This window comes from Gluconacetobacter takamatsuzukensis, from assembly GCF_014174275.1.
Lineage (GTDB): Bacteria > Pseudomonadota > Alphaproteobacteria > Acetobacterales > Acetobacteraceae > Gluconacetobacter > Gluconacetobacter takamatsuzukensis.
The window spans coordinates 356,220-378,345 of sequence record NZ_JABEQK010000002.1; the positions used below are offsets into that span (position 1 = coordinate 356,220).

Below are 22,126 nucleotides of genomic sequence, written 5' to 3' on the forward strand. Positions count from 1 at the left end.
CGGCGCGCGGTCACACGGGTTCGGGAAAGACGGGCAGGTCCAGCGTATCGGGACGCGGCGCGAAGCACGCCTCGATCGCCGCATCGCCCAGCGCCCCGCCCTCCAGCCAGCGCGGCGCATTGTCCTTGTCGACGATCTTGGCCCGCACCCCCTCGGTGAAATCGGGCTGGCGGATCAGGTTGCCGATCAGGCGATATTCCTGCTCCAGCACCGTGTTCAGGTCGGGCAAGCGCCGCGCGGCATGCCAGGCACGGAACGTCACCCGCAGCGACAGCGGCGAGGCCTGCTCCATCGCCGCCCGATCCTCCGCCGCCCAGGGCGCGTCGCTCTCCGCCAGCCGCGCGCGGATCGTCTCCAGGTCCGGCGCGTCGTACAGCGCGTCGATCGCCGCCAGGTCCCCCTGCGCCGCACGGGGCGCGGCAGGGGCCAGGTCCACCACCTCCCCCGCTGGCCGCCCGGCCAGCGCGGCCGCCAGCTCCGGCAGGTCCGCCGCCGCCAGCATCCGGTCGGCAAACCCCGCGGCCACCGCCTGCCCACCCTTCATCCGCCCCCCGGTCAGGGCCAGGCGCAGCCCGGACAGCCCCGGCGCGCGCGACAGCAGGTACGACCCGCCCGCATCGGGCGTCAGCCCGATCGCAACCTCGGGCATCGCCAGGACGCTGCGCTCGGTCACGATCCGGTGACGGACATGCGCCCCCAGCCCGATCCCGCCCCCCATCGTGATCCCGTCCATGAACGAGACCACGGGCTTGGGATACCCCGCCAGCACCGAAACCAGCCGATATCCGGCACGAAAGACCGCCGCGGCCGCCCCCGGCCCCGCCTCCAGCGCCAGTGTATAGAGCGCGCGCAGGTCCCCGCCGGCCGAAAATGCCCGGGGGCTGGTACTGTCGATCAGCACGGTCTCCACCGACGGGTCGTCCCGCCACGCCGCAAGCGCGGCCGAAATCCCGCGATAGAGCGTAATATCCAGTGCATTCAGTGCCTTGGGCCGATTGACCGTCAATCGCCCCAGGCGCCCCTGGCGCGAGATCAGCAAAGTCCCGTCCGTCGCGTCGGCCTGCATGATGATGCGTTCCTTCCGTTTTCCCTGTCGTGATACTATGCCAGAACGATCAATGATGAAGATGTCGCCCCTACAGGAATGGACGACGGCAGGAAGGGCGCGGGCATGAGTGTGGACTCCCAGACCTATCGGGACGCGATGGCGCGGCTGGGCGCGGCCGTAAACGTGGTCACGACCGGCACGCTGGACGACCCGGTGGGCTTCACCGCCTCGGCGGTCTGCTCGGTCAGCGACGCACCGCCCACGCTGCTGGTGTGCATGAACCGCGCCTCGCGCGCGCGCGACGCCTTTCACACCGGCGGGGCGATCTGCATCAACGTCCTGTCCGCCGGCCAGCGCGACATCTCAGGCACCTTCGCCGGGCCGATGGACATGTACGAACGCTTCACCGTCGGCCACTGGACGACGCTGGCCACCGGCGCACCGGCGCTGGAGGAAGCCGTCGCCTCCTTCGACTGCCGGATCGACCGGATCGTCGAGGTCGGCACCCACAGCGTCATGTTCGGCGTGGTCGAGGCCATCCGCATCGGCGCGCCGGTGGGCGGCCTGGTCTATTTCAACCGCGCCTACCATGTGCTGCCCCACGGCGGCCACGACCACTGACCCCACAGCCGGAGACCCGCGCGATGCCCACACGCCGCCGCCTGGACCACCCCCCGGTCATCGACGGCCGCATGCTGCTCGCCCTGCATGCCGGTCTGGGCACCGTGCTGGCCCTGATGGCATGGTGGTGCTGGGCCCTGCCATCCTGACGGGCCGCCCCGGCACGCCTGCCCATTCGGCCACCCAAGGCGGCTTGAAAAGTCAGCCCGCCTTCGCGAGCGTCCCCTGCTTCCGGGTCTCGAAACGCGACACGATCCGGTTCAGCGAACTGGCTTCCTGCGCCAGGCTGTGACTGGCCGCCGTGGTCTCCTCGACCATCGCGGCATTCTTCTGGGTGATATCGTCGATCTGCCCCATCGTCTGGTTGACCTCGTTCAACCCGTCCGCCTGCTGGTGCGACAGGACCGAGATATTCCCGACCGTGGCGTTGAGAACGGCAACGTTCCTGACGATATCGGCCAGCATCTCGCCGGTATTGTTGACCAGCGTCACGCCGTCATCCACCGTCCGCCGCGACACGGCGATCACATCGCGGATGTTCTTGACCGCCTCCGACGATTGCTGCGCCAGCACCCGCACCTCATTGGCCACCACGGCAAAGCCGCGCCCCGTCTCCCCGGCGCGCGCGGCCTCCACCGACGCGTTGAGCGCCAGGATATTGGTCTGGAACGCGATCTTCTCGATCATGCCGACGATGCTCGCGATCTGCCTGGAGGAATCGGCAATCTTCGTCATCGCATTCATGGCTTCGGACACGACAAGCTTCGATTTCTCCGCACTGTCATGCGACGACAGCGCCGCCTCGCTGGCCGATTTCACATCCCGCGCCATGCCGCGCACGCCGGCCGCGATCGTGCCGATCGTCGCCACGGCCTGCGCCAGGCTGGCCGCCTGTTCCTCGGTCCGCCGCGCCAGATCGTCCGACGCCATCACGACTTCCGCCGAGGTATCGCGCACCTTGCGCGTATGGTCGGTCACGTTCAGCATCGCGTCGTGCAGCCGGGCAATCCCCTGGTTGAAATCCTGCCTCATCTCCTCATAGTCTTTCGGAAACGCCTCGGAAATCCGCACGCCCAGGTTCCCCTCGCTGACCTCGGCCAGCGCCTGGCTGAAGGAATGGCGGACATGCCGCACCGCCTCGTCCACTTCCTTCTGCCGCTGCTGCGCGGCATGCTGGTCGCGCCGATCCTCCCAGACCGAGGCAACCTCCTTCCGGCCCGCGAGCACCACCGTGAACAGCGTGACCCGCACCGGCAGCGGGCTGCCGTCCAGCGCCTGGTGCATCCAGTCGAAACAGACCGGCCGATTGGTGCGGAACAGCTCTTCCAGCCGCTTCTGCACGCCCACGGCCGATTCCTGCCCATCCGGCTGCACTCTGGGCGAAATCTGGTCCGGCCCCATGCCGATCAGCTTCTCCCGCGTCCCGCCGACCAGCGCGATCAGCGCCGGATTGCATTCCGCGATCTTTCCGCCGCGCAGCAGAAAGCACGCACTCAGCGAATGTTCGAAGATCGCCTCGGCCAGCATCATCCGCATGCTCTGTTCCGAAGATTCGTCGGATTGACGCTGGCGAAAAGAGAACATCGAAATATATCCTTCTCTTGAAATCCGGCCTGCTGCAATCGACGCTTCATCGAATATTCATACGAAAGCGCCACCCCCGACGACCACCGTTCATCGGAAAACCGGACATCGACTATTACTGCGTTATGCCCCCGATACCATGATTCCTCACGATAATTAAGAGACTGTCCGCAAAGTCGCTGCCGCCGATACGATATGAAATATTATGATGCACAGCCCGGAAAACCACGCCCTCAGCATTCCCCGGCGCGCGCACGCCCCTCGACCGCCCGCCGGATGCCGGCAGCCAGATAAAAGCCGGTGCTGAGCACGCTGATCCAGAACGAGGCCGGGCAGTCGGTCCACCAGGACAGGGCCAGCCCCCCCCAGCCCGCCCCAACCGCCAGCAGCACGGACAGCACGATCCCCCAGCCCGGCGTGGCCGTCAGCCGCTGCGCCGTCGCCGCCGGCCCCACCATCAGCGCAAAGACCAGCAACACGCCGGTAATCTGCACGCATTCCGCCGTCACGACGGCGACGATGGCCAGGAAGATGGTCGAGACCAGGCGCAGCTTCACGCCCCGCGCCTCCGCCGTCTCGGGCTGGAGGCTGGCGAACAGCAGCGGCCGCGACAGCGCCGCCATGGCCAGCACGCAGCCCACGCCCAGCACCAGCAGCCACCCCAGCATCGACCGGTCCACCCCCAGCACGTTGCCGAACAGCAGCGCCGTGGCACGGGTGGCCGATGTGGTCAGGAAATGCAGGAACAGCAGCCCGCAGCCCAGCATGCACGACAGGACCAGCCCGATCGTGACATCCCGCCCCTGGGTGGTGCCGCGCCCGCCCAGCCCCATGGCCACCCCGGCCAGCACCGTGGCACCCATCAGCCCCCAAAAGGGCGGCATGCCCACCAGCAGCGCCCCGGTCGCCCCCGCGAAGCCTACGTGCGACAGCGCATGCCCGGCAAAGCTCTCGCCCCGCAGCACCATGAAATACCCGACCAGCCCGGACAGGATCGCGACGATCCCCGTCGCGGCAAAGGCATGGCGCATGAATTCGAACGCGAACATGATCGGATGCTACCGGCCCCGCACAAGAAAGAAGAAAAGCTGCCGCCCGGTCACGACTGCACCACCCCGTCGGCCACGACGAAGATGCGCCCGTTCGCCCGGATCACCTCGACCGGCATGCCGTACAGCGTGCTCAGCACCGGGTCGGTCACGACCTCGTCCACCGTGCCCAGCCGCGCCGCCCCGCGCCCCACATACAGCACCCGGTCCATCACCCCCAGCAGCGGGTTGAGGTCATGGGTCGAAAACAGCACCGCAATCCCAAGCTGCCGGCGGATCGTATCCACCAGCGCCACCACCTCGCGCGCCCGATGGGGGTCCAGGCTGGCCAGCGGTTCGTCCAGCAGCAGCAGCCGGGGCCGCCCCAGCAGGGCCTGCGCCAGCAGCAGCCGCTGCCGCTCGCCGCCCGAAAGATGGTCGATCGGCCGATGCGCCAGATGCGTGGCCCCGACCAGGTCCAGCACCCGGTCGATCTCCATCGCATCGTGGCGCCGATGCCGCCCGGGGCGCCAGTCGCAGGGCAGGCCCCAGCGTTCCCCATGCAGGGCGGCGGCAATGAAGCTGCGCCCGTCCAGGCGCGGCGCGGATCGCGCCGGAAACTGCGGCAGGTAGCCGATATCGTGATTGCCCCGCCCCACCGGCCGCCCGAAGACCGAAATCCGCCCGGCCGCAACCGGCACCACGCCCAGAATGGCGCGGATCAGGCTGCTCTTGCCCGCCCCGTTCGGCCCCAGCATGCCGACAAAGGCCCCGGCAGGCACCGTCAGGCCGACATCCGACAGGATCGTGCGGTCCCCGATGCGCAGCGTGACATGCGCCATGTCGATCGGCGGCAGCGCGGCGGCACCCGGCGCGGCCACGGGCCCGCCGCAGCACGCATGTCCGTCATGACCGCTCATGTCGGCCCCCCGCCCTGGGCCAGCGCCCGGTCCAGCCGATCCAGCACCCCGGCGATCCAGTCCTGGTAGCGCGTCCCCGGCGGCAGGCTCTCGCCGACATGCAGCACCGGGATGCCGGCCCCACGCGCCAGCTGCTCCAGCCGCTCGGTGGCCGGCCCCGTCGTCTGCTCGTTCAGGATCAATATCCGCACCCGCCGCGCCGTCAGGTCCTGCTCGAACCCCGCAACCTCGAACGGGCCCGGATCGGTGCCGTTCATGACCGCGCGCTGAAAGTCCCCGTCATGCATCGCCAGCCCGACCTGCCGCGTCATCAGGCCGAAGATCGGTTCCGACGCCGCAACCGGCACACCATGATACCGCGCCCGCAACCCGTCGATCCGCTGCTGAAGCGGCGCCAGCGCATCCAGGAACTGTCGCAGCCGCGCCTCGAACGCCGCCCGCCGCTCGGGGCGGATCGCCCCGCAATCGGCGGCAAACGCCGTCGCGACGGCGCGGACCATCGACAGGTCGTACCAGAAATGGGCGTTGTCCCCATCCCGCCAGCCCACCAGCGCGGCAACATCCAGCACCACCGGCCGCCCGGTGGCCCCGCTTCCCTCCATCAGCCGGTCGATCCAGCCATCGTACCCCCCGCCATTGGCGATCACGATCCGCGCGGCGCCCAGCATCCGCCCATCCATCGGGCTGGCCTCGAACGCATGCGGGTCGGCGGCGGGGTTGGTCAGGATGCTGGTCACGGCCACGTCCGCCCCCCCGACCTGGCGCGCGACATCGCCCCAGACCGCCTCGGCGGCAACGACGGCAATGGGGCCGTCGGCCCGGGCCGGCCACGCCGCGGACAGCACCGGCATGACAGCCATCAGCCATACGCAGGTCAGGCGCACCAGGCCCGAACGGACGGCACGAAGAGGGGATACAAGGTCAGCAGACACGCAACAGGCCGTCAGCAGGAGGGTTGGCAGGTCAAAATACGTTATAATGTAACATATTTGAAGCCTTCATATAACGCGCTTTCCGGCGTATGGAAACCAGGGAGCCGCCGGGGCGGCATCACTGGACAGACCGGGGGCATGGCGCGGCAGGCATGGCGGCAACGACTTTCGCCGAAAAGACCGAGACTCGGCTGGATAATGCCGAGCGCTTGTGCGCCGCGCACGGTTCGCGGCTGACCGACCTGCGGCGCCAGGTGCTGGGCCTGGTGCTCGAGGCCGCGCGCCCGGTCGGCGCCTACGACCTGCTGGACGGATTGCGCGCCGACAAGAAGGGCGCCGCCCCGCCCACGGTCTATCGCGCCCTCGATTTCCTGCTGGAAGAGGGGTTGATCCACAAGATCGAACGCCTCTCGGCCTTCGTGGGCTGCACCCATACGCTGGACGGCAGCCATGCCGAGGCCGGCCATCCCCATGCGGCGCAATTCCTGATCTGCACCGGCTGCGGGCAGGTGACCGAACTCGACGATCACGGCATCCTGCACGCATTGATCGACGCCACGCGACATATCGGTTTCACGGTGCGCCACTCGACCGTCGAGGCCGAGGGGCTGTGCATCCTCTGCCGCGACGCGGCAACGGCATGAGCCACGGCCGGCCATGACGGCAGGCGACTTCGGACTTCACGGCGAACGGCACGACTGAGAACGGCACGACTGAGGATGATGGTGAGAAACGGCTACAAGGTCAGGCCGACCGGCCTGACGACCCGGAATTCGGGGCACATGATCTTCCGGATCGACGACATGCGGGGGCAGCCGCGCGCACGGATCGCAGCGCAGGACGCCCCCCAGGCCCTGATGCTGTTCTGGCGCCGGCGCGGCCGGCAGATCATGGCGGAAAGCCTGCCCGACCCCGACCCCGTAGCCACCCTGCGCCGGAATTTCGACATGGCACGCATCCGCCCGGATACCGCCGAACTACCGCTGCCCGAGCCGGTCCGCACGGCCGCCCAGCCCGCGCCCCGCCGTCCCCGCACGCCCCGCCCGGTGCGCGAGGCAACCGGGCAGGGACAGAACGACCTGTTCGCCTCGCCGCTCCCCACGGCGGAGCCGCCCGCCGAACCGCCGAAGGCCGAGCCCCCGCCGCCCCGGCGCCAGGTGGCGTCGCTGGATGCCGAGACCCTGCAACTGGCGCGCGTCCATTATCGCGGCCTCCAGGCATCCGACCCCGCCGACAGCTACCTGTACCACATCACGACCGACGAGAACGCCGAGGCCATGCTGCGCGACGGCCTGACCATGAGCCGCCGCCACCCCCTGCTGCTGACCGAGCGCGGCGGCGTGCCCTACTGGCTGTCGCTGGTGGCCGACGACGACGATGCCAGCGAAGCCGACATCGCCGTGCTGCGCATGAAGCGCTTCATGATCGACGACCTGATCGAGGACGACCCGGACTCGACCCGCAGTTCGGGCAGCCCCAGCTACTTCCTCACCGGCAACACCTGACTTCCAAGGACGACGCCCCCCAATGGACACAGCAATCGCCGAGATCGAACGCGGCGGCCGCGTCGAATCCCGCCATGCCGGCACCGCCGTGGTGGTCGATGCCGATGGCGACGTGCTGTTCGCGCTGGGCGACATCGCGCAGCCGACCTATCCGCGCTCGGCGGTCAAGGCCTTCCTGGCCCTGCCGCTGGTCGAAAGCGGCGCCGCCGACCGGCTGGGCCTGGATGACGAGGAACTGGCCCTGGCCTGCGCCTCGCATAATGGCGAGCCCGCGCATGTCGCGGTGGCGGCGCGGATGCTGGGCCGGGCAGGGCGCGACGTCGCGTGCCTCGAATGCGGCACCCACTGGCCGACGAACGCCGACGCCGCCCACGCGCTGGCCCGCTCCGGCGGCGCCCCCAACGCGCTGCACAACAATTGCTCCGGCAAGCATGCCGGCTTCGTCTGCCTGGCCTGCGACCAGGATCAGGACCTCGCCGGCTATATCCAGCCCACCCATCCGATCATGCGCGAGGTCACAGCCGCACTGGCCGACGTGACCGGCGCCGCCCACGGCGAAGACAATCGCGGCATCGACGGCTGTTCCATCCCCACCTACGCCATCCCGATGCGCGCCTTGGCCCACGGTTTCGCCCGCTTCGGCACCGGCCACGGGCTGGGGCCGCAACGCGCCCGCGCGGCGGCCCGGCTGCGCACCGCCGTGGCCAACGCCCCCTTCATGGTCGGCGGCAGCGCACGCTTCGACACGGTGCTGATGCAGGCGCTGGGCCCGGCCGTGTTCAGCAAGATGGGCGCCGAAGGCATCATGGCCGCCAGCCTGCCACAGCAGGGGCTGGGCATCGCGATCAAATGCCATGACGGCGCCCCGCGCGCGGCCGAGGTCGCCATGGCCGCCCTGCTGATGCGCTTCCTCGGCCCCGAAACCCGCGACCACACGGTGCTGCGCGACCTGGCAACCCACGATATACGCAACTGGAACGGCATGACGGTCGGCCGCGTCCGCGCCGCCCCCTTCCTCTGATCCCGCAGCCGCTGGAATGACCGTCCGCCCCATCGTCCGGTTCCCCGACCAGCGCCTGCGCCGGCCGGCCGCCCCGGTCACGCATTTCGACGCGGCCCTGCGCACCCTGGCCGCCGACCTGCTCGACACGATGCGCGCCGCCCCCGGCATCGGCATCACCGCGCCGCATATCGGCGTCGCCCTGCGCGTCGTGGTCCTCAACCTGCCCGACGCCCCGGCCCCCCAGACCTACATCAATCCCGAAATCCTCTGGACCTCCGACGAGACACTCCGCCACGAGGAAGGCAGCGTCTCCATGCCGGGCGTCATCGAGCAGATCGAACGCCCGGCCAGACTGCGCCTGCGCTACCAGGATCTCGACGGCACCGGCCATGTCGAGGACTCCGATGGCCTGCGCGCCATCTGCCACCAGCACGAAATCGACCAGCTCGACGGCATATTCTGGATCCAGCGCCTCTCTGCCCTGCGTCGCAACCGGCTGGTGGCCCGCTATGAAAAGCTTAGGCGTACAGAAGGAAGGTAAAGAATCTTCTTTTTCTGAAGAAAAAGAAGCAAAAAGACTTTCATTCGTTTTTGGGCCATCGCCTGTCCCAGCAAAAAACTCCAGAACAGATCAAAAGTTTTTTGGTTCTTTTTTTCAAAAAAGAACGAATCCCTTCACCCAGGCAACATCCCCCGCAACTTCCCGGGATTCCGCACGACATAAACCGCAACAACCCGCCCCTCATAGCAGCTCAGGGTCGTGACCTGCGGCAACCCATCCTCCTCCAGGGTCACAAACCCCGGCTCCCCGTTGACCAGCCCCTGGTACAGAACCGGCGGAGCCCGATACTGCCGCTTGCGGGCCAGCCCGGCCAGCAGGCGGCTGACTTTCCCGATCCCTTCGATGATTTTCCGGGCAGCAGGCCGAACGCCGCCGCCATCCGACACAAAGCGGACATCCTGGCTCAGCAAGGTCCGCAGGGCCGTCTCGTCCCCCAGCCGCGATGCCTGCAAGAACGCCTCGGTCAGTTTCCGGCCCGCTTCCCGATCCATGGGGTGCCGGGGGCCGGGTTGCCGGAGATGCTTGCGGGCACGAGACGCCATCTGGCGGCAGGCGGCCTCGCTCCGCTGCAACAGTTCCGCCAGCTCATCGAACGGCATTTCGAAAAGATCGTGCAGGATAAAGGCCGCACGCTCGGCCGGCGACAGGGCCTGAAGCGCGGAGAGAAACGCCATGGACAGATCCTGTTCCCACACATGCTGCCGGATCTGGGGCGCATCCTGCGTGTCCAGAACGGGTTCCGGCAGCCACGGCCCGACATAATGCTCGTATCGGTGCGCGGACGAACGCAGCCAGTCCAGGCACAGCCGCGTCACCACCCGGGCAAGCCAGGCCCGGGGGTGGTCGATCGTGCCGCGTGCGGCGGCATGCCAGCGCAGGAAGGCCTCCTGCGCCAGGTCCTCCGCAACCGCCAGCGATCCGGTCATGCGATAGGCAATGCCGATCAGGTCCGGCCTGACGGCAAGAAAGCGGGCCGTCGCGTCGGCGGCGTCAGGCATGCGGGCCGGATGGCCGGCGCGGCTGGGCGCGGAAGCCGATGGCAATCCGGTTCCAGTGATTGATCATGCCGATGACGAGCGTAAGCTGCACGATCTCCTGATCCGTAAAATGGCCGCGCAGCCCATCGTAATCCGCATCCGGCGCATGGGTATCGGCCACCAGCGTCAGCGCCTCGGCCCAAGCCAGCGCCGCGCGTTCCCGGGGCGTATAAAATGCCGTTTCCCGCCACGCCGGCAGCAGCACGATCCGCCGCATGTCCTCGCCCGATTTTTTCATGATCGCGGCATGCATGTCGAGGCAGAACGCACAGCCGTTGATCTGCGAAACCCGCATCTTGACCAGTTCGATCAGGCCAAGATCGAGGCCCGAGGATGCAAGAGCCTCCTCAAGCTCCATCATCTTGCCCAGAAGAGCGGGAGCGGTCGCCAGATAGTCCATTCGGGGTGTCATGATCATCATCCCTGCATACTGTTTGCCGTAAGAGTCGGCTTGCAAAGTCACCCTGCCGGCGATCCGACACGACTTTTCAAACCGCCTTTAAGACGAAACAGCAGGCGGGTTTGTGACACGCCCCGCCCCGAATACCGTCAGGCGATGAACGTACCCGCATACAGGGCCAGCACGCCGCCCACATCGACATCCACCGCCACGGCGCGCGAGGGCGCGTCGTCCCAGGCCGGCGCCGGCGGCCCGGGCAGGCCCGCAGGCTTCTGGATCGTCTGCCCATCCGCCAGCCCGCCGCACACCACCCGCACCGGCCCGTGCCGCAGGGTAAACAGATGCGGCGCCAGAACCTGGATCACCGCCAGACTGTCATGGGCAAAAATCCCGGCCAACCCGCGCGACCGCTCGTGAAACCCCTGGTAAAACCGCGACACCGCCCGCAGAAAGGCCCCATCCGCACCGCCCCGCTCTTCCAGCCGGTCCAGATAGGCGGCATCCATCACCACCTGCTGCGTCACATCCAGCCCCAGGATCGTGACCTTCCACGGCGCGGTCATCACCAGGTCCGCCGCCTCGGGGTCCGACCGGATATTGGCTTCGGCCACCGGCGACACATTGCCGCAATGCCCATGGGTGCCGAACGCCCCGCCCATCAGGCTCACCCCGGCCACAAGCCCGGCAATGGCAGGGTCATGCCGCAGCGCCAGCGCCAGATTGGTCAGCGGCCCGATGGCAACCAGCGTCACCTCATGCGGATGGGCCCGCACCGTATCGACGATCACCTGCCACGCGGGTCGCGGATCGACCGCCCGGGCCAGTTGCGCGGGCGGCGTCAGGTCGCCCAGCCCGCTTGCCCCATGCACATGCGGCACGCCGGCCCCCGCCGGCCGCACCAGCGGCGTGGCCGCCCCCATGGCCACCGGCACATCCAGCCCCAGCCGCTCGGCCAGCCACAGCGCGTTGCGGGTGACGGTGTCGATATCCAGGTTGCCATGCACCGTGGTCACGGCCAGCAATTCGCATTCCGGCCGCCGGGTCAGGAAATACAACGCCATCGCGTCGTCCACGCCGGGGTCGGTATCGAAGAGGATCTTGTGGCGATGCGTCATCGGGGGAGCCCCTCAAGGATGTTCTTTTTTGAAAAAAAGAACCAAAAAACTTTGATTCGGTCAGGGACATCGCGTGTCCCCAGCACAAGATTCCCGAACGGATAAAAGTCTTTTTGCTTCTTTTTCTTCAGAAAAAGAAGGCTTTAACTCAACACGCGACCCACCCGTCCCGCGCCAGCACAACCCCCGCCAGATAAAGGCTGCCGCAAATCACCACCCGCCCGGGACCCACTGCCCCGTCAGCCAGCCGCGCCAGCGCCGCCTCCACGGTCGGGCCCGCAACGGCCCGGCCGCCCGACGCGGCCACGATCGCCTCGACCGGCAGCGCCAGATGCTGCCCCGGCTCGGCCACCGCCTGCACGCTGGCCGCGCGCTCCAGCAACGGGGCCAAAAAGCCGCCGGCATCCTTGGTCTGCTTCATGCCGACCACCAGATGCACCGGCCGGTCCGACCAGCCACCCAGCATCTCCGCCAGCGCGTGGCCCGCACCCGGATTATGCCCGCCATCCAGCCACAATTCCCAACCCGCCGGCAGCAGGGCCGCCAGCGCGCCATCCAGCCGTTGCAGGCGCGCGGGCCATTCGGTACGGCCGATACCCGCCCATGCGGCCTCCGGCACGGCCAGCCCGCTGGCCCGCAGCGCCGCCACCGCCAGCCCGGCATTATCCACCTGGTGCGCGCCCGGCAGGCCCGGCGCCGGCAGGTCCAGCACGCCCTGCGCGTCCGTATAGCGCACGCCGCCGGGCACCGCCGCAATCTCCCAGTCCACGTCGCGCACCAGCAGCCGCGCCCCGCATTCCGCCGCCCGGGCACGCAGCACCGCCATGGCCTCGGGCGCCTGATGCCCGGTCACCACGGGCACGCCCGGCTTCATGATCCCGGCCTTCTCGGCGGCAATGGCGGCGATGCTGTCGCCAAGGAAAGCCTCATGATCCATGGAAATCGAGGCAATGGCGCAGGCGGCCGGCCGCGCAAGAACATTGGTGGCGTCACACCGCCCGCCCAGCCCGACCTCGATCACCGCCAGACGGGCAGGGTGACGGGCAAACAGCACGAAACCGGCGGCGGTCAGCACCTCGAACACCGTGATCGGCGCCCCGTCATTGACGCGCTCGACCTCCTCCAGCACCGCCACCAGTTCGTCGGTCGAAACGATGCGGCCGGAAACGCGGAAGCGCTCCGTCACGTCCACCAGATGCGGCGAGGTCATGACATGCACCGGCCAGCCGGCGGCCTCGCCGATGGCGCGCAGATTGGCGCAGGTGCTGCCCTTGCCGTTGGTGCCGGCGACATGGATCACCGGCGGCAGATGCTCTTCCGGGTGGCCCAGCCGCCCCAGCAGGGCCTCCAGCCGGCCCAGCGACAGGTCGATCAGGGCCGGATAGAGCCGGTTCAGCCTCTCCAGCACCGCGCCGGCCCGGCCGACGAATTCCGGCCCCAGCGCCGTGGGCGAGGTCGTCATCGGCCCGGATCAGGCCGCCGGGCGCAGCGGCGCGGCGGCCTGCCGATGGTTCAGCAGCCCGATCAGGCGGCCCAGCATCGCCGGCAGGTCGGCACGCTTGGTCACCATGTCGATCATGCCGTGATCCAGCAGATATTCCGCGCGCTGGAAGCCCTCGGGCAGCTTCTCGCGCACCGTATCCTCGATCACGCGCGGCCCGGCAAAGCCGATCAGCGCATTGGGCTCGCTGATCTGCACGTCGCCCAGCATGGCGAACGAGGCCGTGACGCCACCCGTGGTCGGGTTGGTCAGCACGACGATATAGGGCAGGCCGGCATCGCGCAGCATCTGCACCGCCACCGTGGTGCGCGGCATCTGCATCAGGCTGATCATGCCTTCCTGCATCCGCGCCCCGCCCGAGGCGGTAAAGACGACCAGCGGCGCCTTCTGCAAGATCGCCAGCCGCGCCGCCGCCACAAAGGCCTCGCCCAGCGCGGCCCCCATCGTCCCGGCGATGAATTCGAACGCCATCACGGCCACGACCGCGTCATGCCCGCCGATCTTGCCATGCGCCACGGCCATGGACTCGTCGAGCTGCGACTTCGCGCGCTCGTCCTTCAGCCGGTCGGTATAGCGCTTGCGGTCGCGGAACGAGAGCGGATCGACCACGACCTTGGGCAGGTCGATGCGCGTGCACACACCCTCGTCGAACGTCCAGGCAAAACGCTCGGCCACGGTCGCGCGCATGTGATGGCCGCAATGCGGGCAGACATTCAGGCCCTTCCGCAGATCCTTCACCAGGATCATCTGGCTGCAGGATTCACAGTTGGTCCACAGATTGTCCGGCACCTCGCGCTTGAGCAGACCGCGGATCTTGGGGCGAACGTAATCGGTCAGCCAGCTCATCACATCACTCCATCACACAGGGCGACACCGGCCCCGGAAACCCGCCTTCTTACAAGCAGGGTGCCGGAAAGGCCAGATGGTTCTCGGGGTAACGCCGGGCAAGGCCAGCGACCTCCGGAACGGCGCTGTGGTCGTTCAGTGTTGAACGCGTTTCCCCGGTCAGCGGGCTGCGCGCACGGCCTTTGCCAGGTCCGAAAGCTGGGTCAGGACGCGGGGCAGGGTGTCCGGCGTGGCGCGGCCTTCTTCGTCCAGCGACTCTTCCAGCGTCTTGATCAGCGCCGAGGCCACCACGGCCCCATCGGCGGCGCGGACGGCGGCGGCAGCCTGTTCGGGCGAGCGGATGCCGAAGCCGATGGCCACCGGCAGGTCGGTCACGGCGCGCAGGCGCGGCATGGCGGCCGCCAGCTCGTCGCTGCTGGCGGTGCGCGTGCCGGTCACACCGGTAATGCTGACATAATAGATAAAGCCCGACGCACTGCCGCACACCAGGGGCAGGCGCGCATCGTCGGTGGTGGGCGCCACCAGCCGGATGATGTCCAGCCCGGCCTCGACCGCAGGTCTGTCCAGCAGGTCGGCTTCCTCGGGCGGCATGTCGACGATGATCAGCCCATCCACCCCGGCGCGGGCGGCATCGGCGCAGAAGCGGGCATGGCCATAGGCCTCGATGGGGTTCAGATACCCCATCAATATGATCGGCGTCTCGGCATCGTCCTCGCGGAAGCGGGCCACCATCTCCAGCACCCGCACCATGCTCGACCCCGCCTTCAGCCCCCGGCGCGCCGCCATCTGGATGGTCGGCCCGTCGGCGCTGGGGTCGCTGAACGGCACGCCGATCTCGATCAGGTCGGCACCCGCCCCCGGCATGGCGCGCAGAAGCGCCAGCGAGGTATCGTAATCCGGATCGCAGGCCTGCAGGTATGGGATCAGGGCACCGCGCCCCTGCTCCTTCAGGGCCGCGAAGCGGCGGGCGATGCGGCTCACAATGTCACTCCCAGATGTGCGGCGACGGTAAAGATGTCCTTGTCCCCACGGCCGGAGATATTCACCACCAGCAGCGTCTCGGGGCTGAGCGTGGGGGCGATCACGGCCACATGCGCCAGCGCATGGGCCGCTTCCAGCGCCGGGATAATCCCCTCGGTCCGCGTGCACAGCTGAAAGGCCGCCAGCGCCTGGTCGTCGGTGGCGCCGACATAGTCCACGCGCCCGATATCGGCCAGCCAGGAATGTTCCGGCCCGATGCCCGGATAATCCAGCCCGGCGCTGATCGAATGCGCCTCGTCGATCTGCCCGTCCGCGTCCTGCAACAGATAGGTCCGGTTGCCATGCAGCACGCCCGGCCGCCCGCGCAGGATCGATGCCGCCGTCTCGCCGCTGTCCAGCCCCCGCCCGGCGGCCTCGACCCCGATCAGCCGCACCGACGGGTCGTCGAGGAAGGGGTGAAAGATCCCCATGGCGTTCGACCCGCCGCCGATGGCCGCCACGATCACATCCGGCAGGCGCCCCTCGGCCTCCTGCATCTGCACGCGGGTCTCGTCGCCGATCACCGACTGGAAATCGCGGACCATCTGCGGATAGGGGTGGGGCCCGGCCACGGTCCCGACCAGGAAATACGTGTCGCGGACATTGGTCACCCAGTCGCGCATCGCCTCGTTCATCGCATCCTTCAGCGTCCCGGCGCCGGAGGTCACGGGCACGACCTCGGCCCCCAGCAGACGCATGCGAAACACGTTGGGCTTCTGCCGCTCGACGTCGGTGGCACCCATGTAGATGGTGCATTTCAGCCCGAACAGCGCGCAGACGGTGGCGGTGGCCACGCCATGCTGCCCGGCCCCGGTCTCGGCCACGATCCGGCTGCGTCCCATCCGCCGGGCCAGCAGGATCTGGCCCATGACGTTGTTGAGCTTGTGCGAGCCGGTATGGTTCAACTCCTCGCGCTTCATGTAGATGCGCGCGCCGCCCAGTTCCTCGGTCAGGCGCCGGGCGAACCACAGCGGGCTGGGCCGGCCCACATAATCCTTCAGGTAATAATCCAGCTCGCTGCGAAAGGCCGGGTCGGCCTTGGCCGCGGCATAGGCCGCGTCCAGTTCCAGGACCAGCGGCATCAGCGTCTCGGCCACGAACCGGCCGCCGAAGATGCCGAAGCGGCCGCGCGGGTCCGGCCCGGTCCGCAGGCTGTTGGGCAGCGCTCCTGCCACGCCGCGTTCCGCTCCGCTGGTGTCTGCTGCGCTCACGTCGTTCTCCGGACCCGATTAGATGCAGGATATCGGGTGTTCTGGACCGCACGGCGAAAAATTACCAGCCTCGTCTCGCCGCCGCCCGGCCGGGGCCCCGGCCGATTTGACAGGCGCCGTAGGTCCCCCGATAGGAAGGGGAAGCGGAGAAAGACAGCATCCATGTTTGTTGCCCATTGTCCCGGTCAGCCCCCCCGGCCGATCGCCACCGAGGCCGACGCCACGGGCATCGCCTGGCTGGACCTGCTGGACCCGACAGCCGACGAGCAGGCCCTGGCCGCCAGGATCACGGGCCAGCGCATCCCCACCCGCGCCGACCTCGAGGAAATCGAGAGTTCTTCGCGCCTGTTCATGGAAGACGACGCCGTCTACCTCTCCACGCCGCTGGTGCGCCGCGTGCAGGACGATTTCTTCGTCTCGCCGGTCGGCTTCGTGCTGATGCGCGACCGGCTGCTGACCATCCGCTTCACCGAATTCTCCTCCTTCGACCTGATCGCCAAGCAGATCACCGGCACCAAGGAGAGCTACAGCGGCGACGAGGTCTCGGTCCTGCTGCTGGAAGCGGTGGTCGATCGCATGGCTGATATTCTGGAACATCTGGGCCAGTCGCTGGATACGCTGTCGCGCGACGTCTTCCAGGCCGACCAGCCGCGCCAGGCCGGCCGCGCCGACCAGATGCTGCGCACGCTGCTGCGCCGGGTCGGCCGCTCGGGCGACCTGGCTTCGTCGGTCCGCGACAGCCTGCTGGGCATGGAGCGGATCGCGATCTTCGTCAGCGAAAACAAGAAGCACGACCTGTCGGAAAAACTGCGCGACCGCATGAGCACGGTCGCGCGCGACATCGTGTCCCTGAACGATTTCGTGTCCCAGATCTCCAACAAGGTCCAGTTCCTGCTCGACGCTACGCTCGGCTTCATCAGCATCGAGCAGAATAACGGCATGAAGATCCTGACCGTGGTCAGCTTCATCGGCGTCGCACCGACGCTGGTCGCCGGCATCTACGGCATGAATTTCCACGATATTCCGGAACTGAACTGGAAATACGGCTACTGGTATTCCCTGGCCCTGATGGCCGCGACGATCATCGTCCCCCTCCTGTGGTTCTGGCACCGAGGCTGGCTGGCCCGAGGCCGCTAAAAGGCAGCTTGCAAAGCCGCCCTGCCGGCGATCCGGCGCGCGGCCTTGACGATCGGCGCCGATTTCCTTATGATTTCGCTGTCTCTGGCGGGCTTTCGTCCGCCGGTTGCTCCCTCCGTATGGAACGTTGCTGGCCACTTTCCGGTTTATCCGGTTCTTTCTGGCAGGCGCACCTGATGCGCCGATGTCCAGGCCGATCGTTTCCCCCCCTTCTATGACCTGCCCATTCAAGGCAACCTGAATGCATCTCGCCGAACTCAAGGCCAAAACCCCCGCGGACCTTCTGGCGTACGCCGAAAGCCTGCAGATCGAGAACGCATCGTCCCTGCGCAAGCAGGACATGATGTTCGCCATCCTCAAGACCCTCGCCGACAACGACCAGGCCATTCATGGCGAGGGAACGCTGGAAATCCTGCCCGACGGGTTCGGTTTCCTGCGCTCGCCCGAGGCGAACTACCTGCCCGGGCCGGACGATATCTACATTTCCCCCAGCCAGGTGCGGCGTTTCGGGCTGCGGACGGGCGACACGGTCGAGGGGCAGATCCGCGCCCCGCGCGACGGTGAGCGCTATTTCGCGCTGCTGAAGGTCAACACCATCAATTTCGAGCCGCCCGAGGCGGTCCGTCATCGCATCAATTTCGACAATCTGACGCCGCTCTACCCCGAGCGCAGGCTGAAGATGGAAGTCGAGAGCAACGCGGTGGGCGGCGAGCCCGAAAAGGGCACCAAGGGCAGCAAGGGCCAGACCAAGGATTTCACCCCCCGGGTGATCGACCTGGTGTCGCCGATCGGCATGGGCCAGCGCGCGCTGATCGTCGCCCCGCCGCGCACCGGCAAGACCGTGATGCTGCAAAGCATCGCCTCGTCCATCTCGGCCAACCATCCGGAAGTCTTCCTGATCGTGCTGCTGATCGACGAGCGGCCCGAGGAAGTCACCGACATGGCGCGTTCGGTACGGGGCGAGGTCGTATCCTCGACCTTCGACGAACCCGCGACCCGGCACGTCCAGGTCACGGAAATGGTGCTGGAGAAGGCGAAACGGCTGGTCGAGCACAAGCGCGACGTGGTCATCCTGCTCGATTCCATCACCCGCCTGGCCCGCGCCTACAACACCGTGGTCCCGTCATCGGGCAAGGTGCTGACCGGCGGCGTGGACGCCAACGCCCTGCAGCGCCCCAAGCGCTTCTTCGGCGCGGCGCGCAACATCGAGGAAGGCGGCTCGCTGACCATCATCGCCACCGCGCTGATCGATACCGGCAGCCGCATGGACGAGGTGATTTTCGAGGAATTCAAGGGCACTGGCAACTCGGAGCTCATCCTCGACCGCAAGCTGGCCGACAAGCGCACCTTCCCGGCCATCGACATCACCAAGAGCGGCACCCGCAAGGAAGAATTGCTGGTCGAACGCTCGGAATTGTCGAAGATGTGGGTCCTGCGCCGCATCCTGGCGCCGATGGGCACCATGGACGCGATGGACTTCCTGCTGGACAAGCTGAAATACAGCAAGACCAACAGGGATTTCTTCGACGCGATGAATACCTGAAGACAATGGGGCAGGGGCCGGAGCGATCCGGCCCCTGTTTCCGTTCTTTTTTGAAAAAAAGAACCAAAAAACTTCTGATCTATTAGGTTTCGTCCCGAAACGAAGCCCTTCCCACCACACCGATCCAAAACGAATAAAAGTCTTTTGGCTTCTTTTTCGTAAGACAAAAGAAGATTTTCACGGCAACAGGATCGTGCTCCCTGTCGTCCCCCGAGACTCCAAAGCCGTCTGCGCCGCCCCAGCATCCGCCAGCGCAAACCGCTGCCCGATGCGCACGCTCAGCACCCCCTGAATGATCAGGTCGAACAATTCCTTGGACCCGGCCAGCAGGGCCGAACGCTGGGCGAGATAAGTCGTCAACCCCGGCCGCGTCAGATACAGGCTGCCGCGCGTCGCCAGCATGCCCACCGAAACGCCCGTAACCTCGCCCGACGCATTGCCGTAGCTGACCATCAGCCCGCGCGGCGCAAGACAATCGAGGCTGGCGACGAATGTATCCTTGCCCACGCTGTCATAGACCACCGGCACCATGGCGCCGTCGGTCAGCTTGCGCACGCGCGCGGCCAGATTGTCATGCCCGACCAGGATCTCGGCCGCGCCGTTCTGCCGCGCCAGTTCGCCCTTTTCCTCGGTCGAAACCACGCCGATCACACGCACGCCCAGATGCCGCGCCCACTGGCACAGCAGCAGCCCGACCCCACCGGCCGCCGCGTGGACCAGAATCGTCTCGCCGGCGCGCACCTCACGGACTTCGCGCAACAGCATGTGGGCCGTCAGGCCCCGCAACATGCAGCCGGCGGCGATATCGAAGGGAATATCCGGCGGCAGCGGCACAACCCGATCGGCCGCGATGGTGCGGCATTCGCCATAGCCGCCCAGCGCCGTGGGATAGGCCACCCGATCCCCAGGCTCGAAATCGGTCACGCCCGCCCCGGCGGCCATGACCACGCCGGCCCCCTCCATCCCCAGGATGGCCGGCAGGGCGGGCACCTTGTACAGGCCGGTGCGGAAATAGATGTCGATGTAATTGACGCCGATCGCCTCCTGCCGGATCAGGATTTCACCCCGGCCGGGAACGGGCGTGGGCAGCGTCTCCAGTTGCAGAACCTCGGGGCCGCCATAGCCGTGGATGCGGATTGCCCTGTACATCGCCTGTATCCCTTTTCCTGTTCTGCCCGGCCGTATCAGGCGTCCTGGTTCGCCAGCGCGGGGATCGGCGCCCGCTCCAGTTCCAGAAGATAGATCTTGTCCGTCAGCCCACCGTCCCCGGAATACCCGCCCAACCCCTGGGTCGAGACGACACGATGGCACGGAATCAGGATCGGAATCGGGTTGGCCCCGTTGGCCTGCCCGATGGACCGGGGCGACCCGCCGACCTGCAGGGCCAGGTCGCGATAGGTCCGGGTCTCACCCAGCGGGATTCCGCGCAGCGCCTGCCACACTGCCTGCCGATAGGGCGTGCCGTACGGCGCCAGCGGCAGGTCCGCGAAATCGTCCGCTACCCCGTCGAAATAGGCGTCGAGCCGGTCGCAGGCCTGCCGCAGCAACGGCGTCTCGTCCTGATCGCGCCCCCAGCCCCAGTCCAGGGCGACGATCGCGCCGTCTTCCTCGGTCAGGGTCAGATCCCCGATGGGCGAGTGCATCGAAAGCTGCGGCATACCGGTCGTCCGTTCCCTTGATCCTGTATCCCGCACCATATCGGGACTGTCTGGTATTCTGTACCCTTCCGCCACAGGTTGCGACATGCAAGAGCGGCAAGCAGGCGCGAGATGACGACAGGACCCGACACGATGCCCCCCGAACGGACCCAACCCGACGCACCGATCTTTGCCCTGGCCAGCGGGGCAGGGCGCGCGGCCATCGCGGTCATGCGCCTGACCGGGGCGGGATGCGGCGCGATCCTCCGCCATCTGTGCGGCACGCTGCCGGCCCCGCGCCGGGCCACCCTGCGCGGATTGCGCCACGGGTCCATGCTGCTGGACCGCGCGCTGGTACTGTGGTTTCCCGGCCCCAACAGCTATACCGGCGAAGACAGCGCGGAACTCCACCTCCATGCCGGGCCTGCCGTCATCGCCGCCGTGGCCGACGCGCTGGTGGCCCTGGGCGCCCGCCCGGCCGAACCGGGCGAGTTCACCCGCCGCGCCTTCATGAACGGACGGCTGGACCTGATCGAGGCCGAAGGCATCGCCGACCTGATCGACGCCGAAACCGAAGCCCAGCGCCGCCAGGCGCTGGAACAGGCCGACGGCAGCCTGAGCCACCTGTACGACGGATGGGCCACACGCCTGCGCACCGTGCTGGCCCATCAGGAAGCCCTGATCGACTTCCCCGACGAAGACCTTCCACCCGCGATCGAACAGGCGCTGCTCGACGCACTGCGCACGCTGGCGGCCGAAATGCGCGCCCATCTCGACGATGGCGGCCGGGGCGAGCGCCTGCGCCGGGGCCTGCTGTTCGCCATCGTCGGCGCCCCCAATGTCGGCAAGTCCAGCCTGCTGAACCGGCTGGCCGACCGCGACGTGGCCATCGTCTCGCCCCGCGCCGGCACCACGCGCGACGCAATCGAGGTGCGGGTGGTGCTGGGCGACGTCCCCGTCACCCTGATCGACACCGCCGGCCTGCGCGAAACCGAGGACGAGATCGAGGCCGAGGGCGTCCGCCGCGCCCTGTTTCACGTGAAACAGGCCGACTGCGTCATCGGCATGTTCGACGGCGACACCCCGCCAGCCGATCTCCCCCAAAACGCCATCCTGGTCCGCAACAAGATCGACCTCGCACCCCCGGCAGACGGCCCCCCCGACACCATCGCCATCAGCGTCCAGCAGGGCACCGGCCTGCCAAGCCTGACCGAAGCGCTGGCCGACCGCGCCCGCGCCCTGACCGCCGCACAGGCCGGCCCGCCCCTGACGCGTGCACGCCATCGCGCCGCGATCGAAGAAAGCGCTGGCCATCTGGCCGCCGCACTCGATATGCACTGGCCAGAGATGCGGGGCGAGGAGATGCGCCTGGCGATGCGCGCCCTGGGCCGGCTGACCGGCGCGGTCGGGGTCGAGGATCTGCTGGACACTGTCTTCGGCCAGTTCTGCATCGGCAAGTAAGGGGAGCGGACAAGC

The 22,126-nt window shown here is 67.8% G+C and carries 23 protein-coding genes; 9 read left to right on the top strand and 14 right to left on the bottom strand.

The window, feature by feature from the left end; translation table 11 throughout:
- Positions 1 to 10: 10 nt before the first annotated feature.
- Positions 11 to 1,066, bottom strand: a complete 1,056-nt coding sequence (locus HLH27_RS03925) for an enoyl-CoA hydratase/isomerase family protein (protein WP_182947965.1) — start codon at positions 1,064 to 1,066, stop codon at positions 11 to 13.
- A 105-nt stretch (positions 1,067 to 1,171) separates the two neighbouring features.
- Here HLH27_RS03925 and HLH27_RS03930 point away from each other — a divergent pair, with 105 nt between their 5' ends.
- On the top strand, positions 1,172 to 1,669 hold the full coding sequence (locus HLH27_RS03930) for a flavin reductase (RefSeq protein WP_182947967.1): 498 nt from the start codon (positions 1,172 to 1,174) through the stop codon (positions 1,667 to 1,669).
- A 23-nt stretch (positions 1,670 to 1,692) separates the two neighbouring features.
- On the top strand, positions 1,693 to 1,818 hold the full coding sequence (locus tag HLH27_RS17185) for a hypothetical protein (RefSeq protein WP_275943885.1): 126 nt from the start codon (positions 1,693 to 1,695) through the stop codon (positions 1,816 to 1,818).
- Positions 1,819 to 1,870: 52 nt separating this feature from the next.
- Here the strand turns inward: HLH27_RS17185 and HLH27_RS03935 are convergent, their stop codons facing one another.
- From HLH27_RS03935 to HLH27_RS03950, 4 genes are all read right to left on the bottom strand, one after another.
- Complete coding sequence (locus tag HLH27_RS03935; protein ID WP_182947969.1) at positions 1,871 to 3,253, bottom strand: methyl-accepting chemotaxis protein; 1,383 nt, start codon at positions 3,251 to 3,253, stop codon at positions 1,871 to 1,873.
- A 233-nt stretch (positions 3,254 to 3,486) separates the two neighbouring features.
- On the bottom strand, positions 3,487 to 4,302 hold the full coding sequence (locus HLH27_RS03940) for a metal ABC transporter permease (protein WP_182947971.1): 816 nt from the start codon (positions 4,300 to 4,302) through the stop codon (positions 3,487 to 3,489).
- Positions 4,303 to 4,352: 50 nt separating this feature from the next.
- Entirely contained in the window at positions 4,353 to 5,201 is an 849-nt protein-coding gene (locus tag HLH27_RS03945; protein WP_182947972.1) for a metal ABC transporter ATP-binding protein, read from the bottom strand.
- Positions 5,198 to 6,052, bottom strand: coding sequence for a metal ABC transporter solute-binding protein, Zn/Mn family (locus HLH27_RS03950; protein ID WP_246375416.1), 855 nt, complete (start codon positions 6,050 to 6,052; stop codon positions 5,198 to 5,200). The genes HLH27_RS03945 and HLH27_RS03950 overlap by 4 nt, the downstream gene beginning before the upstream one ends.
- Positions 6,053 to 6,285: 233 nt before the next feature.
- Here HLH27_RS03950 and HLH27_RS03955 point away from each other — a divergent pair, with 233 nt between their 5' ends.
- The 4 genes from HLH27_RS03955 (at position 6,286) to HLH27_RS03970 (ending at position 9,182) form a co-directional block, all read left to right on the top strand.
- Positions 6,286 to 6,777: a transcriptional repressor gene (locus tag HLH27_RS03955; protein ID WP_246375418.1), complete on the top strand. Its 492-nt coding sequence runs from the start codon at positions 6,286 to 6,288 to the stop codon at positions 6,775 to 6,777.
- A gap of 75 nt (positions 6,778 to 6,852) precedes the next feature.
- Positions 6,853 to 7,638, top strand: coding sequence for a hypothetical protein (locus HLH27_RS03960; RefSeq protein ID WP_182947976.1), 786 nt, complete (start codon positions 6,853 to 6,855; stop codon positions 7,636 to 7,638).
- 22 nt (positions 7,639 to 7,660) lie between these two features.
- Positions 7,661 to 8,659 carry an asparaginase gene (locus HLH27_RS03965; RefSeq protein ID WP_182947978.1) on the top strand — a complete coding sequence of 333 codons (999 nt, stop codon included), beginning with the start codon at positions 7,661 to 7,663 and terminating at the stop codon, positions 8,657 to 8,659.
- 16 nt (positions 8,660 to 8,675) lie between these two features.
- Positions 8,676 to 9,182, top strand: coding sequence for a peptide deformylase (locus HLH27_RS03970; RefSeq protein ID WP_182947979.1), 507 nt, complete (start codon positions 8,676 to 8,678; stop codon positions 9,180 to 9,182).
- A 134-nt stretch (positions 9,183 to 9,316) separates the two neighbouring features.
- On the opposite strand, the gene HLH27_RS03975 is transcribed toward HLH27_RS03970, so the two are convergent.
- The 7 genes from HLH27_RS03975 to trpB form a co-directional block, all read right to left on the bottom strand.
- Complete coding sequence (locus HLH27_RS03975) at positions 9,317 to 10,201, bottom strand: sigma-70 family RNA polymerase sigma factor (RefSeq protein WP_182947981.1); 885 nt, start codon at positions 10,199 to 10,201, stop codon at positions 9,317 to 9,319.
- Entirely contained in the window at positions 10,194 to 10,652 is a 459-nt protein-coding gene (locus HLH27_RS03980) for a carboxymuconolactone decarboxylase family protein (RefSeq protein ID WP_182947983.1), read from the bottom strand. The genes HLH27_RS03975 and HLH27_RS03980 overlap by 8 nt, the downstream gene beginning before the upstream one ends.
- Before the next feature lie 137 nt (positions 10,653 to 10,789).
- Positions 10,790 to 11,755: a nucleoside hydrolase gene (locus HLH27_RS03985; protein ID WP_182947985.1), complete on the bottom strand. Its 966-nt coding sequence runs from the start codon at positions 11,753 to 11,755 to the stop codon at positions 10,790 to 10,792.
- 148 nt (positions 11,756 to 11,903) lie between these two features.
- Complete coding sequence (locus HLH27_RS03990; protein WP_182947987.1) at positions 11,904 to 13,217, bottom strand: bifunctional folylpolyglutamate synthase/dihydrofolate synthase; 1,314 nt, start codon at positions 13,215 to 13,217, stop codon at positions 11,904 to 11,906.
- A gap of 9 nt (positions 13,218 to 13,226) precedes the next feature.
- Entirely contained in the window at positions 13,227 to 14,102 is an 876-nt protein-coding gene (accD, locus tag HLH27_RS03995) for an acetyl-CoA carboxylase, carboxyltransferase subunit beta (protein WP_182947989.1), read from the bottom strand.
- A gap of 159 nt (positions 14,103 to 14,261) precedes the next feature.
- Positions 14,262 to 15,083 (bottom strand): tryptophan synthase subunit alpha, encoded by an 822-nt coding sequence (gene trpA / locus HLH27_RS04000; protein WP_182947991.1) that lies wholly within the window; start codon positions 15,081 to 15,083, stop codon positions 14,262 to 14,264.
- Positions 15,080 to 16,333: a tryptophan synthase subunit beta gene (gene trpB / locus HLH27_RS04005; protein WP_338029833.1), complete on the bottom strand. Its 1,254-nt coding sequence runs from the start codon at positions 16,331 to 16,333 to the stop codon at positions 15,080 to 15,082. The genes trpA and trpB overlap by 4 nt, the downstream gene beginning before the upstream one ends.
- Before the next feature lie 162 nt (positions 16,334 to 16,495).
- On the opposite strand from trpB, the gene corA reads away from it, so the two are divergent.
- Both corA and rho read left to right on the top strand, forming a co-directional pair.
- On the top strand, positions 16,496 to 17,470 hold the full coding sequence (corA, locus tag HLH27_RS04010; RefSeq protein WP_182947992.1) for a magnesium/cobalt transporter CorA: 975 nt from the start codon (positions 16,496 to 16,498) through the stop codon (positions 17,468 to 17,470).
- Between the two features lie 241 nt (positions 17,471 to 17,711).
- Positions 17,712 to 19,013, top strand: a complete 1,302-nt coding sequence (gene rho / locus HLH27_RS04015; RefSeq protein ID WP_182947994.1) for a transcription termination factor Rho — start codon at positions 17,712 to 17,714, stop codon at positions 19,011 to 19,013.
- A gap of 177 nt (positions 19,014 to 19,190) precedes the next feature.
- Here rho and HLH27_RS04020 read toward each other — a convergent pair whose 3' ends face one another.
- Both HLH27_RS04020 and HLH27_RS04025 read right to left on the bottom strand, forming a co-directional pair.
- Positions 19,191 to 20,162 carry a quinone oxidoreductase family protein gene (locus HLH27_RS04020; RefSeq protein WP_182947996.1) on the bottom strand — a complete coding sequence of 324 codons (972 nt, stop codon included), beginning with the start codon at positions 20,160 to 20,162 and terminating at the stop codon, positions 19,191 to 19,193.
- Between the two features lie 35 nt (positions 20,163 to 20,197).
- Complete coding sequence (locus HLH27_RS04025; RefSeq protein ID WP_182947997.1) at positions 20,198 to 20,671, bottom strand: methylated-DNA--[protein]-cysteine S-methyltransferase; 474 nt, start codon at positions 20,669 to 20,671, stop codon at positions 20,198 to 20,200.
- A gap of 132 nt (positions 20,672 to 20,803) precedes the next feature.
- Between HLH27_RS04025 and mnmE the strand changes: the two genes are divergently transcribed.
- Complete coding sequence (gene mnmE, locus HLH27_RS04030; protein WP_182948156.1) at positions 20,804 to 22,111, top strand: tRNA uridine-5-carboxymethylaminomethyl(34) synthesis GTPase MnmE; 1,308 nt, start codon at positions 20,804 to 20,806, stop codon at positions 22,109 to 22,111.
- Positions 22,112 to 22,126: the final 15 nt, after the last annotated feature.